A 15,213-nucleotide genomic window follows, 5' to 3' on the forward strand; every position below is an offset into this window, starting at 1 on the left:
GGTATAAACCAGGGGTGACCGCTTTCGACGACGACGGGTTCACCGTCACCGAGCTGCCCGGGGGCTACTCGGTCCTCAACGACTCCCCCGTCGGCGAGGGTGGCAACACCGACCTCTTGGAGTCGACGGTCATCGCGGGCAACCTCGCGGAGCTGATCCTCGCCTCCCGGGACGCGGCGCCGTTCACCGTCGCCGTCGACGCCGGGTGGGGTATGGGCAAGAGCAGCCTGCTGCGGGGCCTCGACACCGCGCTGAGCGCGGACCCGGCGGTCAGCACGGTGTGGTTCAACGCCTGGACGGCCGAGCGCGCGGGCGCCGTCGAGGGCCTGATCAAGTCCGTGCTGCTGAGCTTCGACCGCAACGTGGTGCGGCGCGTCATCCGCGGCGCGTTGCGGCGCACGCACGTCGTCGGCGGGCTGCGCGCCGCCTCGCTCGTCGTGTCCAGCGTCTTCGGGCTCGGCCAGGTGGTGGACGCGGTGTGGCGCGCGCTCAGCGTGGATGCCAAGGCGCGCAACGAGATCAACACGGTCGTCCGGGAGATGGCGGCCGACTGGCTGGCGCGGGGCGGCGGCGCGGGGCAGCGCCTGCTCGTGGTCTTCGTCGACGACCTCGACCGCTGCTCGGACGAGCGGATCTTCGAAGTCTGCGAGGCGATCAAGCTCTACCTGGACTCGCCGGGGATCGTGTTCGTGCTGGCCTGCGATCAGGCCGTGCTCTGGCGCGCCGTCGGCCACGACGACCCCGGGGCCGGCGTGCGGTACCTGGAGAAGATCATTCAGGTCAGCTACCCCGTGCCGCCGCCGAGCGACGCGCTGGCGCGGAAGCTGGTGGACGGTTACGTCAGCCGTTCCGGCACGGCGCACCTCTTCGACGATGCCATGAAGAGGCTCCTGATCGAGCGCACCGGCCGCAACCCGCGGCGCATCAAACGGCTGATCAACAGCTTCGTGCTGGAGCACCACCTCGGCCGCGGCAGCGACGACCTGGACGCGGCGACGCTGGTCAAGGTCGTCCTGCTCCGGCACTTCTACCCCGAGTTCCACACCATGGTCGCGCTCGAAGGCCCCGCGCTGATCACCCGCTTCCTGGACTACCACGACTTCCGCGAACACGTCCGGCGCGGCGCGGAGCTGGACCCGGCCGCCCGCGACCGGCTGTTCGCGGCCACCGGCGTCACGCCGGCGGGCACCGCCGCCGACCTGGACAGCGTGACCCAGGAACTACCCGTCGGCTTCCCGGAACTGGCCAAGGACAAGGAGTTCGTCGAACTGGTGCGCAGCCTGCCGCGGGACGGCCGGTGGCTGCGCCGTCCCCTGCACACCGGCGCGCGAGCCTACGGCGCACCCCCGGCGGGGTCGCTGCTCGGCATGCGGGTGCTGTGGATCGACGACAACCCGGCGGACACCGGATCGCTCCCGGACCTGTTCCGCGCGGCAGGCGCCCGCGTCGAGACCGCCACCAACCGGGACGAAGCCATGACGACACTGACCCGGCTGAACCCGACGGTGATCATCTCCGACGTCAGCCGGGACGGCGATCCGCAGGCCGGGTTCACCGACCTGCGCCACCTGCGTGAGCACGGGAACTACGCCGGGCCGGCGTTCTTCTACTGCGGCCAGGTGACGCCGTCCCGCCTGGAGAAGGCCAGGGAGGTGGGCGCGGGCGGGGTCACCACCTCGCCACGCGAGCTGGCCGCCTGGCTGTCCGCGCTCGCGGACGAGGGGTGATCAGTCCGCCTTCCGCCGGAAGATCTTGCTGCCCAGCCAGACCACCGGGTCGTAGCGGCGGTCCACCACGCGCTCCTTCATCGGGATCAGCGCGTTGTCGGTGATGTGGATGTTCTCCGGGCAGACCTCCGTGCAGCACTTCGTGATGTTGCAGTACCCGAGCCCGTGCTCGTCCTGCGCCGCGTGCCGGCGGTCGGCCACGTCAAGCGGGTGCATCTCCAGCTCGGCGATCCGCATCAGGAACCGCGGCCCGGCGAAGTTCTCCTTGTTCTCCTCGTGGTCGCGGATGACGTGGCAGGTGTTCTGGCACAGGAAGCACTCGATGCACTTGCGGAACTCCTGCGAGCGCTCCACATCGACCTGCTTCATCCGGTAGTCGCCCGGTTTCAGGCCGACCGGCGGGGTGAACGCGGGGATCTCGCGCGCCTTCGTGTAGTTGTACGACACGTCGGTGACGAGGTCGCGGATCACCGGGAACGTCCGCATCGGGGTCACGGTGACGACCTCGTCCTCGGCGAACACCGACATCCGCGTCATGCACAGCAGCCGCGGGCGGCCGTTGATCTCCGCTGAGCACGAGCCGCACTTGCCCGCCTTGCAGTTCCACCGCACCGCGAGGTCCGAGCACTGCGTGGCCTGCAGCCGGTGGATGATGTCGAGCACGACCTCACCCTCGTTGACCTCGACGGTGAAGTCCTGCAGCCCGCCGCCGTCCGCGTCGCCGCGCCAGACCCGGAACGAAGCCTTGTAGCTCACGACTGCCTCCCGGGATGACCGGCCAGTTCTTCGTCGGTGTAGTACTTCTCCAGCTCGCTGAGCTCGAACAGCTCCAGCAGCTCGGGCCGCATCGGTTCCTGGTCCTTCGGCGTCACCGTGACCTCCAGCGCCAGCGGATCGTCCCCGGACGCGCTGCACACCAGAAGCTTGTTGCGCCAGTGGGAATCCATCCGCGGGTAGTCGTCGCGCGTGTGGCCGCCGCGGCTTTCGGTGCGCATCAGCGCGGCCCGCGCGACGCACTCGCTGACCAGCAGCATGTTGCGCAGGTCGACGGCCAGGTGCCAGCCCGGGTTGAACTGCCGGTGCCCCTCGACGGTGACGTTGCGGATCCGCTTCTTGATCTCGTCGAGCTTGGCCAGCGCCTGCTCGATCTCCTCGGCCTTGCGGATGATCCCGACCAGGTCGTTCATCGACTGCTGCAGCTCGTTGTGCAGCGTGTACGGGTTCTCTTCCACCCCCTCGGCCGGCGGGTCGAACGGCACCAGCGCGGTCCGGGCCGCCTTGTCGACATCGGACTGCGCGACGGCGGGACGGGTCTCCAGCGACTCCACATAGGACGCCGCGCCCAGCCCGGCCCGGCGGCCGAACACCAGCAGGTCCGACAGCGAGTTGCCGCCAAGGCGGTTCGACCCGTGCATCCCGCCGGAACACTCGCCGGCGGCGAACAGACCGCGCACGCTCGACGCCGCGGTGTCCGGGTCGACCTCGATGCCGCCCATCACGTAGTGGCAGGTCGGGCCGACCTCCATCGGCTCGGCCGTGATGTCCACATCGGCCAGTTCCTTGAACTGGTGGTACATCGACGGCAGGCGCCTGCGGATCTCCTCCGGCGTCAGGCGGCTGGCGATGTCCAGGAACACCCCGCCGTGCGGCGATCCGCGGCCCGCCTTGACCTCCGAGTTGATCGCCCGCGCAACCTCGTCGCGCGGCAGCAGGTCCGGCGTGCGGCGGTTGTTCTCCTGGTCGGTGTACCAGCGGTCGGCCTCCTCCTCGGAGTCGGCGTACTGGCCCTTGAACACGTCCGGCACGTACTCGAACATGAACCGCTTGCCCTCGGAGTTCTTCAGCACGCCGCCGTCACCGCGCACGCCCTCGGTGACCAGGATGCCCTTCACGCTCGGCGGCCACACCATGCCCGTCGGGTGGAACTGGACGAACTCCATGTTGATCAGGTCGGCCCCGGCGCGCAGCGCGAGCGCGTGCCCGTCGCCGGTGTACTCCCACGAGTTCGAGGTGACCTTGAACGACTTCCCGATGCCGCCGGTCGCGAGCACCACGGCCGGCGTCTCGAACAGGATGAACCGGCCGCTCTCGCGCCAGTACCCGAACGCGCCCGCGATCCGGTCGCCGTCCTTGAGCAGCTCGGTGATCGTGCACTCGGCGAAGACCTTCAGCTTCGCCTCGTAGTCGCCGAACTCACGCAGGTCCTCCTGCTGCAGCGAGACGATCTTCTGCTGCATGGTGCGGATCAGTTCCAGCCCGGTGCGGTCGCCGACGTGCGCCAGCCGCGGGTAGGTGTGCCCGCCGAAGTTGCGCTGGCTGATCCGACCGTCCGCGGTGCGGTCGAACAACGCGCCGTAGGTCTCCAGCTCCCAGACCCGGTCCGGCGCCTCTTTCGCGTGCAGCTCCGCCATGCGCCAGTTGTTCAGGAACTTGCCGCCGCGCATGGTGTCCCGGAAGTGCACCTGCCAGCTGTCCCGCTCGTTCGCGTTGCCCATCGCGGCGGCGCACCCGCCCTCGGCCATGACCGTGTGCGCCTTGCCGAACAGCGACTTGCACACCACCGCCACCGACAGCCCGCGCTGCCGCGCCTCGATCACCGCTCGCAGACCGGCGCCGCCCGCGCCGATCACCACCACGTCATAGCTGTGCCGCTCGACTTCCGCCATTGCCTGCCACCTAGTCCTTGAGGTCTTTGTCAGTCCACGAAACGCAGATCGGGGATGGCGCCGCTCGCCACGAGCATCACGTAGAGGTCCGTGACGACGAGCGTCCCCAGGGTGATCCAGGCCAGCAGCATGTGCCGGTTGTTGAGCTTGGTGACCTGGGTCCAGAGCCGATACCGCACCGGGTGGCGCGAGAAGTGTTTCAGCCGCCCGCCGATCACGTGACGGCACGAGTGGCAGGACAGGGTGTAGGCCCAGAGCATGACCACGTTGCCGAGCAGCACCAGGTTGCCCAGCCCGAAGCCGAACCCGCCGGTCTTTCCGTGGAACGCGACGATCGCGTCGTAGGTGTTGATCACCGAGATCAGCACCGCCACGTAGAAGAAGTAGCGGTGGGCGTTCTGCAGGATCAGCGGCAGCCGGGTCTCCCCCGTGTACTTGCCGTGCGGTTCGGCGACCGCGCACGCCGGCGGCGAGAACCACACCGACCGGTAGTAGGCCTTGCGGTAGTAGTAACAGGTCAGCCGGAAGCCGAGCAGGAACGGCAGCGACAGGAACGCCAGCGGGATCCAGCCCGGCAGCTCCCCGAACGGCGTGCCGAAGTGGGCCGACCCGGGCACGCACGAGTCGCTCAGGCACGGCGAGTAGAACGGCGTCAGGTAGTGGTACTCCGGCACGTAGTAGGCGGTGCGGACGAACGAGCGGATGCCCGCGTAGATGACGAACGTGGCCAGGCCGAGCGTGGTGAACAGCGGCGGGACCCACCACCGGTCGGTGCGCAGGGTCCGTGCGGTGATCCGGGCGCGCCCGCTAGCGGCGTTGGTAGCGGGCGCGCTCACCGCTGGTCACGGTGGTATCCGCCGACCCCTTCGTCGTCGGCCCCCTGCCACAGGGCCGGGTCGTACGGGCCGTCGGGGATCTTCACGACGGCCGAGGGGTCCAGCGGCTTGGGCTGGACCGGGACGCTGGGCTGCTCCAGGTCGCTCGCGTCGATGTCCAGGCGGTCGACGTCGTTGGCGAGGCGGCGGACCGCGGAGGCGTCACCGTAGCGTGATCGCAGGGCGCCGACGCACTGCTTGAGCTGCCCGATCGTGCGGCGGAGTTCGGCGAGTTCGGTGGTGGTCATGACTACCTCCGGTCAGTTCGGCGGCGAGCCAGGGCTGCTACCGACTCTGCCGCTCGGCGTGCAATGTGACAAGTAGCACACCCTAGGTTGATGTTGTGATCGGGGTCACCTGAAACGATCTTCTTAATCGATTTTGATCCGGCGGATCCGGCAGCTACTGTGTCCACTGTCACGACCGTGCGACGCCAGCGAAGTCGTCAGCCGGACCAGCCGACGAGTTCCAGGTGGTTCTCCCGTGCGAAAAGCCCGAACACCCGTCCACCCCGTCGTCGAGGAAGTCACCGAGCGCATCGCCGCGCGCAGTGCCGCCACCCGCAGCGCCTACCTGGCGCGCATGGCCGCCGCCCGCGCCGAGGGGCCCGCCAGGGCCGGCCTCGCGTGCAGCAACCTCGCCCACGGCTTCGCCGCGTGCGGCGGCGAAGACCGCATCGCCCTGCGCGGGCTGCGCAAGCCCGGCATCGCGATCGTGTCCGCCTACAACGACCTGCTCTCCGCGCACCAGCCGCTGGACGAGTTCCCGGCGTGGATCAAGGACGCCGCGCGCGAGGCGGGCGGCGTCGCCCAGTTCGCCGGCGGCGTGCCCGCCATGTGCGACGGCATCACCCAGGGCCGCGCCGGGATGGAGCTGTCCCTGTTCAGCCGCGAGGTCATCGCGATGGCCACCGGGATCGCCCTGTCGCACGAGATGTTCGACGGCGCGCTGCTGCTCGGCGTGTGCGACAAGATCGTGCCCGGCCTGCTGATCGGCGCGCTGGCCTTCGGGCACCTGCCGGCGATCCTGGTGCCTGCCGGGCCGATGACGTCGGGACTGCCGAACAAGGAGAAGGCGCGCGTGCGGCAGCTCTACGCCGAGGGCCGCGCCACCCGGGAGGAGCTGCTGGCGGCCGAGTCGGCGTCCTACCACTCGGCGGGCACCTGCACGTTCTACGGCACCGCGAACTCCAACCAGCTGGTCGTCGAGGTCATGGGCCTCCACCTGCCGGGCGCGAGCTTCGTGCACCCGGGCACGCCGCTGCGCCGCGCGCTGACCGAAGAGGCGGCGCGGCGGGTGGTCGCGTTGTCGCGGGACGGCGAGTACACGCCACTGGCCGAGGTGATCAGCGAACGCTCGGTGGTCAACGGCGTGGTGTCGCTGCTGGCCACCGGCGGGTCGACCAACCACACGATGCACCTGGTCGCGATCGCCGCGGCGGCCGGGATCGAGCTGACCTGGGACGACTTCGCCGACCTGTCGTCGGTGGTGCCGCTGCTGGCCAGCGTCTACCCGAACGGCAGCGCGGACATCAACCACTTCCACGCCGCGGGCGGAGTGCAGGTCCTGGTCGGCTCGCTGCTCGACGCCGGACTGCTGCACGAGGACGTCCGCACGGTCGCCGGGGACGGGCTGTCGCGGTACCGGTCGGAGCCGGTGCTGGCCGGCGGCTCGCTGACCTGGCGCGAGGTGCCGGCGCGCAGCCTGGACGAGGACGTGCTGCGACCGGTGGACAACCCGTTCGCGGCCGACGGCGGGCTGCGGATGCTGTCCGGGAGCCTCGGGCGCGCGGTGACGAAGGTGTCGGCCGTCGCGCCGGAGCACCGCGTGGTGCGGGCGCCCGCGCGGGTCTTCACCTCGCAGGAGGGCTTCACCGACGCGTTCCGCGCCGGTGAGCTGGACCGGGACGTCGTCGTGGTCATCCGCAACCAGGGGCCGCAGGCGAACGGCATGCCGGAGCTGCACGGCCTGACGCCCGCGCTGGGCGTGCTGATGGACCGCGGGCACCGGGTCGCGCTGGTCACCGACGGCCGGATGTCCGGCGCGTCGGGCAAGATCCCGGCCGCGATCCAGGTGACCCCCGAGGCGGCGGCGGGCGGACCGCTGGCCAGGGTCGCCGACGGTGACGAGGTGGTGGTCGACGCGGTCGCCGGGCGGCTGGACCTGCTGGTCGACGAGGTCACACTGGCGGCCCGGCCGTCGCGGGACGCGCCGCCGGACGAGGCATCCTGGGTCGGCACCGGCCGGGAGTTGTTCACCGCGCTGCGCCGCGCGGTCGGGCCGGCCGATCAGGGCGCCGGCGTGTTCGGGCCGATGACCCCGGGGCACTTCGGCGCCCCAGCGCGAGTGTGAGGAGAGACGTGAAGACAGGGCATGACGTGCTCGAGCTGTCGCCGGTGCTGCCGGTGGTCGTGGTGGACGACGCCGCGGACGCGGTGCCGCTGGCGAAGGCGCTGGTCGCGGGCGGGATCCGCGCGATCGAGCTGACGCTGCGCACACCGGCCGGGCTGGCCGCGATCGAGCGGGTGGCGGCCGAGGTGCCGGAAATCGTGGTCGGCGCGGGCACCGTGGTGACGCCGGAGCAGGCTCGCCAGGCGGCGGACGCGGGTTCGGCGTTCCTGGTGACGCCGGGCTGCACGGACCGGCTGCTGGAGGCCGTGTCCGGGACGGGGTTGCCGTTCCTGCCCGGCGTGAGCACGGTCTCGGAGGCCATGCGCGTTGCCGAGCACGGGATCACCGCGCTGAAGTTCTTCCCGGCCGAGGCCAGCGGCGGGGCGGCGTACCTGAAGGCGCTCGGTGGGCCGTTGCCGCAGCTGCGGTTCTGCCCCACGGGTGGTGTCACGGTGCAGAACGCGCCGACCTACCTGGCACTGTCCACAGTGGGCTGTGTCGGCGGCACCTGGCTGACCCCGAAGGACGCTGTCGCGGCGGGCGATTTCGGGCGGATCGAGCAGCTGGCGCGCGAGGCGGCGGCGCTGCGCTGAACGGTTTCGCAACCGCCGCCCGTGGAGTCCGCGGGCGGCGGTTGCGGACTCAGCGGCGTTACCGCGCCCTCGCGGCACACTTCGCTGCTGATGAACACGCCACCGGTGGCATCGGCGGTCCCGAAGATCCACCAGCGCCCAGCCTCCTGATTGAGGATCGCCTCGCCCGGGTAATAGCCTCACGGCACCTCGTCTGGCGAAGGAGATCGCCGTGGGATGGGAGTGGCTCGCCGACCCGGGTTACTGGGCGCCCCGGCTGCTGTTCCAGCGGGCGCTCGCCGCGATCTACCTCGTCGCGTTCCTGGGCGCCGCGTTGCAGTTCCGGCCGCTGATCGGCGAGCGCGGCCTGCTGCCGGTGCCCCGGTTCGTCCGGCGCGTGCCGTTCCGCCGCGCGCCCAGCCTGTTCCACTGGCGCTACTCGGACCGGCTGTTCGCGGGCGTCGCCTGGACCGGGGTCGTCATCTCGGGCGCGCTCGTGCTCGGCCTGTTCGACACCACCCCCGTGTGGGCGACGATGCTGGCGTGGCTGGTGCCGTGGCTGCTGTACCAGTCGATCGTCAACGTCGGCCAGATCTGGTACTCGTTCGGCTGGGAGTCCCTGCTGCTCGAGGTCGGGTTCCTGGCGATCTTCCTCGGCCCGGCCGACACCCCGCCGCCCGTGCTCGTGCTGTGGCTGCTGCGCTGGGTGCTGTTCCGGCTCGAGTTCGGCGCCGGACTGATCAAGATGCGTGGCGACGCGTGCTGGCGCGACCTGACCTGCCTCTACCACCACCACGAAACCCAGCCGATGCCCGGTCCGCTGAGCTGGTACTTCCACCACCTGCCCAAACCGCTGCACAAGGTCGAGGCCGCGGCCAGCCACTTCACCCAGCTGGTGGTGCCGTTCGCGTTGTTCGCGCCGCAACCCGTCGCGACCGCGGCCGCGCTGCTGATGATCCTCACCCAGCTGTGGCTGGTCGCCAGCGGGAACTTCTCCTGGCTGAACTTCCTCACGATCGCCATCGGGGTGTCCGTTGTGGACATCATCCCGGTGCCGGTCCCGGAGCTGGCCGAACCGCCGGGGTGGCAGCACGCCCTCGTGATCGGGCTGACCGTGCTGGTCGTTGTGCTCAGCTACCGTCCGGCACGCAACCTCGTATCGCGCAAGCAGGTGATGAACACCAGCTTCGACCGGCTGCACCTGGTCAACACCTACGGCGCGTTCGGCAGCGTCACCAAGGTGCGGCACGAGATCGTCATCGAGGCGACGGACGACCCCGTGCCCGACGAGAACACGGTGTGGCGCGAGTACGAGTTCAAGGGCAAGCCCGGCGACCCGCGGCGGCGTCCACCGCAGTTCGCGCCCTACCACCTTCGGCTGGACTGGCTGATGTGGTTCGCCGCGCTGTCCACGCGGTACGCCGAATCGTGGCTGCCCGGCCTGGCGGAGAAGCTGCTGGCGGCGGATCCGGGCACGCTGAAGCTGTTGCGGCGCGACCCGTTCGACGGCAGGCGGCCTGCCTACCTGCGGGCGCGGCTCTACCGGTACCGCTTCACGACTCCGCGTGAGCGCAGGGAGACTGGGGCGTGGTGGGTGCGTGAACCGCGGGGCCCGGTGCTGCCGACCACGAAGCTCGGGCCGCACGGCGCGGTGGTCGCCGTCGACTGAGGAGGACGGGATGCACGCTGGCCGGCTCGCGGAGCTGCTCGGCCGGTGGTCCACTGGCAGCGAGCCGCTCTACCTGACGCTGGCCGCGCGCCTGGAGGGGCTGATCGAGCGGGGTGAGATCCCGGCCGACGGCCGTCTGCCGACCGACCGCGCGCTGGCCGCGGAGCTGGCGGTCAGCCGAAACACCGCGGTCGCCGCCTACGACGTGCTGCGCGACCGCGGGCTGGTCGAGCGCCGCCGCGGCAGCGGCACGTTCGTGCGACGGCCACCGCGGCCGGGTCGCGGGGTGGTCGCGGAGTTCAACCCGATGTTCCTGCACCTGCTCGACCCGGTGCCGGACCTGATCGACCTCACCTGCGCGGCGCCGCCGCAGCCCGCGTACCTCGCCGAGGTCGTCGCCGAGGCGGCGGTGGGCGACTTCGGCATCGGCTACCACCCGTCCGGCATCCCGGCGTTGCGGCAAGCGATCGCGGACCACTACGCCACGCAGGGGGTGCCCACCGATCCCGCGCAGATCATCGTCACCTCAGGCGCGCAGCAGGCGATTTCGTTGCTGGCGCGGCTGTTCCTGCGGCCCGGCGACGCGGTGGCCGTCGAGGAGCTGACGTACCCGGGTGCGCTGGACGCGTTCCGCGACGGTGGGGCGCGCATCCTCGGGGTGCCGCTGACCGCGGACGGGGTGTCGGTGCCGCACCTGGCGGAGGTCGTCGGCGGGGCGAAGCTGGTGTACCTGGTGCCGGCGTTCCAGAACCCGACCGGCTCGGTGCTGCCGCCGCACGCGGCGCGGCGGGTGGTGGCGCTGTGCGAGTCGCACGGGGTGCCGCTGGTCGACGACCACGTGCTCGCCGACCTCACGCTCGACGGTCCGCAGCCCGCGCCGCTCGCCCGCCACGGCAGCGGAGTGATCAGCGTGGGGTCGCTGAGCAAGCTGATCTGGGGCGGCGTGCGGATCGGCTGGGTCCGGGCCGATCCGCGGACCGCGGCCGATCTGGCGCGGCTCAAGGCGGTCGCCGACCTCGGAACGGACGTCATCGCGCAGGCGATCGGGGTCGCGTTGTTCACGCGCCTCGGCCGGCTGCGGGCAGAGCGGCAGGCGGAACTGCGGGCGCGGCGGGACCAGGTGGTGCGGGACCTGCGCGCGGCGTTGCCGTCGTGGGAGTTCCGGACGCCGCCGGGCGGCCAGACGCTGTGGATCCGGTTGCCGGGCGCCGATTCGCGGCGGTTCGCGCAGTTCGCGTTGCGGTACGGCGTCGCGTTGCTGGAGGGCACCTCGCTGGCCGCGCACGAGTCCAGCGGCGAGCACATCCGGGTGCCGTTCACGCTGCCGCCGGAGACGTTGTCCGAGGCGGTGCGGCGGCTGCGGAAGGCGTGGGACGACTATCCGGGAGCCAATGCGGCGGGATTGGCTCTGTCGGGCGGGGCCGGGACCGGCGAGGGTGATCGGCATGCGACGTTTCCCGCCGAGCGCGATGACGAGTCTGCTGGACGAGAGTCCCCGGTACGACCTGGCCGAGAGCACCTGCGGTGACCTGACGGTCGCCGAGCTGGTCGATGTCGGCCGCCTGGCGAAGTTCCCGCTCGGGTACGGCACGTCCGCCGGTGACGAGGAGCTGCGGGCGCTGCTGGGCGCGCGGCTCGGGGTGGCCGCGGACGAGGTGCTGGTCACCGCGGGCGCCGGAGCCGCGTTGTTCCTCGTCGGGCTGGTCGCCGACGGGGAGGTCGTGGTGGTGCAGCCCGGGTACCCGCCGATGCTCGGGCTGGCGCGGGGGCTCGCGGTGCGGGTGCGGACGGTGCGGTTGCGGTTCGAGACCGGGTACCGCCTGGATGTGGCGGCGCTGCGGGCGGCGCTGACCCCACGGACGCGGCTGGTGATGCTGGCGACGCCGCAGAACCCGGCCGGGGTGGCGTTCACCCGGGACGAGATCGAGGCGGTGTTGTCGGCGACGGCCGAGGTGTGCCCGGAGGCGAGGGTGCTGGTCGACGAGACCTACCGGGAGGCGGCGTATTCGGAGATCGGGTCGTTCGCCGCGGTGTCGCCGCGGGTGCTGACGTGCGGGTCGTTCTCGAAGGCGCACGGGGCGCCCGGGCTGCGGATCGGCTGGCTCACCGCGCGGGACCCCGAGTGGTACGAGGAGCTGCGCCAGGCGAAGTTCACGAGCGCGGTGTCCTGCGGCACGCTGGACGAGTTCCTGGCGCTGGAACTGTTGCGGCGCGCGGACGAGGTGCTGGCCGGGAAGCGGGCACGGATGCGCGCCGGGCTCGCCGAGGTGGCCGCCTGGGTGCCGCGCCAGGACGGCCGGGTGAGCTGGATCCGCCCCGACGCGGGAGCTTTCTGTTGCCTGCGCGTGGATTCCGGAGCGCCGGAGTTCTACGACCGCCTGGCGGCGGCCGGGGTGGCAGTCTCCCCCGGCGACTGGTTCGGCGACGACCCGGCCGTCTTCCGGCTCGGCTTCGCCCACGAACCGGTCGAGCGCCTGCGCGAAGCACTCGAGCTGATGAGCCAGGCGCTACAGCCCTGACCGGAAGGCCAGCAGGGCGAGGCCGCGCAGCAGCCCCGCGATCGGATAGGGCGCGCGGAGTCCGAACAGGTGCGCGGCAAGGCCGCGATGTTCCAGAGCGTGGTGACGAAACCGTTGGCGGCCAGCAGGAGGGCCAGCACCACCGCGGTCGGGCTCAGGCCGATGGCCACGAAGATCACGGCGTTGGCCACCAGCGCGACGCGCAGGGTGCGCCGGGCGCCGAGGCGGGCGGGGATGTCGAGCACCCCGGCGAGGAGGCTGCCGACGGCGGCGCCGGTGAGGAGCAAACCGTAGCCGCTGGTGCTCACGTGCGGCGTCTGCGTGGCGAGCAGGACCAGGGTGGCGTTGCCGAGTTGCGCGCAGAAGGTTGACGGCCAGTAGCGCGGCGAGGGTGCGGAGCAGCTTGTGCCGGAGCAGCCAGCGCAGCCCTCCGGTGGCCGTTGGCCGGGCAGCGTGGCGAGGAGCGCGGCGGACACGGCGAAGGTCACGGCGTCGAGGGTGAGGGGCAGCGCGGCGGAGACGGCGAAGAGGAGGCTGCCCAGGGGTGGGCCGGCGAACTGCCGGCCGGTGGTCGTGATCGCTTGCTGGTAGCCGTTCGCCTTGGGCAGCAACGGTTTCGCGACGAGGTCCGGCAGGATCGCCTGTGCCGCGTTGCCGAACAGGACCTCGCACGCGACCAGCCCGAAGGCGATCGTCACCAGTGCGGGCAGGGTCAGGGCGTGCAGCGCGGCGAGGACGGCTGCGATGCCGGTCAGCAGCGCCTGCACGGTCTGGGTGCGCCACATCAGGGTGGCCCGGTCGCAGCGGTCGACGAGCGTGCCGGACGGGAGGGACAGCAGCAGCCACGGCAGGTAGGTCACGGCGGACAGGATCGCGATCAGCCGCGGATCGGGTGTGAGAGTCGTGGCCAGCAACGGGATCGCCGCGGTGAACACGCCGTCGCCGAGGGCGTCGACGGCCGATGCCCACCACAGCCGCCAGTAGGTACCGGTCATGCGGTGAGGGTGTCGGCCCCGGGTCGCGGTGCGGCACCGTTGAGCGCTGGGCTACATACTCGGATCATGCCCCTGACGGTCGAACTGGACGTGTCCGAGCTGGCGGCGACGCGGTTCGCGATCTCGCCGCTGTCGGAAACAGTCGCGGGGTTGCAACAGCTGGCGGGGCACGTGCGGCGGGCGGTGCACCTGCCGTGGGTGCGGTGGGCGGAGGCCGAACTCGCCCGGGAGGCGTTGGACCTGCCCGGGTTGTGGCCGCTGATCGCCGGGGGCCGGGAGAGCTGGCCGTCGTTCCTGATCCCGGCGCCACGGGGCGCGGGTCCTTCGCTCGTGGACGATCTGGAGGTGGTGCGGCGGACCACGGCCGGCCAGGTGCGCGCGAGCCTCGGCCGTGTCTTCGGTGCCGTTCTCCCGGACAGTGTGGTCCCGTTGGCTGCCCAACCGCGCGAAGGCCTGGAAATGATCACCGACGAGCTGCGGGCGGCGTATCGCCGGTTGATCGAGCCGCATTGGCCGCGGATCCGGGCGGCCCTGGAGGCGGACGTGGTGTACCGCGCGCGGCAGCTCGCATCGGGCGGGGCGGCGCGGCTGTTCGGCGGCCTGCACCCGGACCTGCGCTGGCGCGCGGGCCGGCTGGTGCTGGCCGGTGCGGACCGGGTGGTCGAGCTGGGGCCGGGTGGCCTGGTGCTGATGCCCGTCGCCCTCGGCCCGGCGCACGTGATGATCAAGTGCCACACGACAACGCAGACGACGATCCGCTACCCGGCGCGTGGAGTGGGTTCGTTGTGGCCGGCGACGCTGCCCGCCCTGCCGCCAGTGGCACCTGTTCGTGCCCCGGCTCGCCGGTCCGCGCCCCGGAGAGCCGGGCCGCCGGCTGCTGCTGGGCGCGGCTCGGCCGGCCGGTCCGCGCCCCGGTCGGCCGGCCACGTCACGCCGTCGGCGGAGACTGTGCGCGGTTCGGCAGACCGATCCGCGCCGCAGCCGGTCAACCACGCCGCCCCACCGGCGATTACCACCCACGCCCCGGTGGACCGGTCCGCACCCCACCCGGCCAACCAAGTCGCGTCACCGTCGGTGGCCGTCCGCAGTTCGGCGCACCAGTCCGCGTCGCAGCCGGCCAACCACGTCGCGTCACCATCGGTGGCCGTCCGCAGTTCGGCGCACCAGTCCGCGTCGCAGCCGGCCAACCACGTCGCGTCACCATCGGTGGCCGTCCGCAGTTCGGCGCACCAGTCCGCGTCGCAGCCGGCCAACCACGTCGCGTCACCATCGGTGGCCGTCCGCAGTTCGGCGCACCAGTCCACGCCACAGGCGGCCAGGCAAGCCGCTCCGGGGGCGGGGGGCGTCTGTGGTTCAGCACGCGAGGCCGGCGCGCTCTGGGCGGCGCGATCACCGTCCGCCAGTGCGGTCCGGCTGCTCGGCCGAGCCCTGCCGAGCTGCTGGAGGCACTCCACTCCCCCGCGACGACCACCGATCTGGCCCGCGCTCTGGCCGTGACGCCCAGTGCGGTGTCCCAGCACCTCCGCATCCTGCGCGAGAACGGTCTCGTGACGCGGGAGCGGTCCGGTCGCAGTGTCCTGTATGTGATCACGCCCCTCGGTGAGGCGTTGATCCGAGTCGCGGGTGGGTGAGCGGACCAGCGGTGAGTGCGCGAAGTCGTCATTTCGTACGGCTGCCAGGAACGCATTTCGTGGTGTGAGTTGTCCACAGCTGCCACACGAAAGTCATTCTCGCGGAGAGCAGTCGGGCGATGCGGCGGAGTGTGGGAGCGCCGTCCGCTGGGTGCGCCGGCCGTGCAG

The 15,213-nt window shown here is 71.6% G+C and carries 12 protein-coding genes and 1 pseudogene; 8 read left to right on the forward strand and 5 right to left on the reverse strand.

Going from position 1 to position 15,213, the window contains the following annotated elements; translation table 11 throughout:
- The first annotated feature begins 14 nt into the window (after positions 1-14).
- Entirely contained in the window at positions 15-1,727 is a 1,713-nt protein-coding gene (locus AMETH_RS25135; RefSeq protein ID WP_017983943.1) for a P-loop NTPase fold protein, read from the forward strand.
- Here the strand turns inward: AMETH_RS25135 and AMETH_RS25140 are convergent, their stop codons facing one another.
- Genes AMETH_RS25140 through AMETH_RS25155 form a run of 4 tightly spaced genes read right to left on the reverse strand, consistent with a single transcriptional unit; the run spans position 1,728 to position 5,516 of the window.
- Positions 1,728-2,483 carry a succinate dehydrogenase/fumarate reductase iron-sulfur subunit gene (locus AMETH_RS25140; protein WP_017983944.1) on the reverse strand — a complete coding sequence of 252 codons (756 nt, stop codon included), beginning with the start codon at positions 2,481-2,483 and terminating at the stop codon, positions 1,728-1,730. It abuts the gene before it with no gap.
- Positions 2,480-4,393 (reverse strand): fumarate reductase/succinate dehydrogenase flavoprotein subunit, encoded by a 1,914-nt coding sequence (locus AMETH_RS25145; protein WP_017983945.1) that lies wholly within the window; start codon positions 4,391-4,393, stop codon positions 2,480-2,482. Before AMETH_RS25145 ends, AMETH_RS25140 begins: the two co-directional genes overlap by 4 nt.
- A gap of 29 nt (positions 4,394-4,422) precedes the next feature.
- Complete coding sequence (locus tag AMETH_RS25150) at positions 4,423-5,229, reverse strand: hypothetical protein (RefSeq protein ID WP_017983946.1); 807 nt, start codon at positions 5,227-5,229, stop codon at positions 4,423-4,425.
- Positions 5,226-5,516 (reverse strand): hypothetical protein, encoded by a 291-nt coding sequence (locus AMETH_RS25155; protein ID WP_017983947.1) that lies wholly within the window; start codon positions 5,514-5,516, stop codon positions 5,226-5,228. Before AMETH_RS25155 ends, AMETH_RS25150 begins: the two co-directional genes overlap by 4 nt.
- 235 nt (positions 5,517-5,751) lie before the next feature.
- On the opposite strand from AMETH_RS25155, the gene edd reads away from it, so the two are divergent.
- The 5 genes from edd (at position 5,752) to AMETH_RS25180 (ending at position 12,419) form a co-directional block, all read left to right on the forward strand.
- Positions 5,752-7,620, forward strand: coding sequence for a phosphogluconate dehydratase (gene edd, locus AMETH_RS25160; protein ID WP_017983948.1), 1,869 nt, complete (start codon positions 5,752-5,754; stop codon positions 7,618-7,620).
- Positions 7,621-7,628: 8 nt separating this feature from the next.
- Positions 7,629-8,252, forward strand: coding sequence for a bifunctional 4-hydroxy-2-oxoglutarate aldolase/2-dehydro-3-deoxy-phosphogluconate aldolase (gene eda / locus AMETH_RS25165; protein WP_026153347.1), 624 nt, complete (start codon positions 7,629-7,631; stop codon positions 8,250-8,252).
- A gap of 211 nt (positions 8,253-8,463) precedes the next feature.
- Positions 8,464-9,900 carry a lipase maturation factor family protein gene (locus AMETH_RS25170; protein WP_017983950.1) on the forward strand — a complete coding sequence of 479 codons (1,437 nt, stop codon included), beginning with the start codon at positions 8,464-8,466 and terminating at the stop codon, positions 9,898-9,900.
- Positions 9,901-9,910: 10 nt separating this feature from the next.
- The gene (locus AMETH_RS25175) at positions 9,911-11,428 is read left to right on the forward strand and encodes an aminotransferase-like domain-containing protein (protein ID WP_017983951.1); all 1,518 of its coding nucleotides are present in this window, start codon (positions 9,911-9,913) and stop codon (positions 11,426-11,428) included.
- The gene (locus AMETH_RS25180; RefSeq protein WP_017983952.1) at positions 11,370-12,419 is read left to right on the forward strand and encodes a pyridoxal phosphate-dependent aminotransferase; all 1,050 of its coding nucleotides are present in this window, start codon (positions 11,370-11,372) and stop codon (positions 12,417-12,419) included. The genes AMETH_RS25175 and AMETH_RS25180 overlap by 59 nt, the downstream gene beginning before the upstream one ends.
- A gap of 146 nt (positions 12,420-12,565) precedes the next feature.
- Here AMETH_RS25180 and AMETH_RS42205 read toward each other — a convergent pair.
- Positions 12,566-13,414: pseudogene (locus AMETH_RS42205) on the reverse strand (MFS transporter); the annotation flags it as partial.
- 66 nt (positions 13,415-13,480) lie between these two features.
- On the opposite strand from AMETH_RS42205, the gene AMETH_RS36040 reads away from it, so the two are divergent.
- Positions 13,481-14,911: a hypothetical protein gene (locus tag AMETH_RS36040; RefSeq protein WP_017983953.1), complete on the forward strand. Its 1,431-nt coding sequence runs from the start codon at positions 13,481-13,483 to the stop codon at positions 14,909-14,911.
- Positions 14,890-15,045, forward strand: coding sequence for an ArsR/SmtB family transcription factor (locus AMETH_RS40795; RefSeq protein ID WP_267283496.1), 156 nt, complete (start codon positions 14,890-14,892; stop codon positions 15,043-15,045). Before AMETH_RS36040 ends, AMETH_RS40795 begins: the two co-directional genes overlap by 22 nt.
- Positions 15,046-15,213 lie beyond the last annotated feature (168 nt).

The sequence above is a fragment of the Amycolatopsis methanolica 239 genome (genome assembly GCF_000739085.1).
Taxonomy (GTDB): Bacteria; Actinomycetota; Actinomycetes; order Mycobacteriales; family Pseudonocardiaceae; genus Amycolatopsis_E; species Amycolatopsis_E methanolica.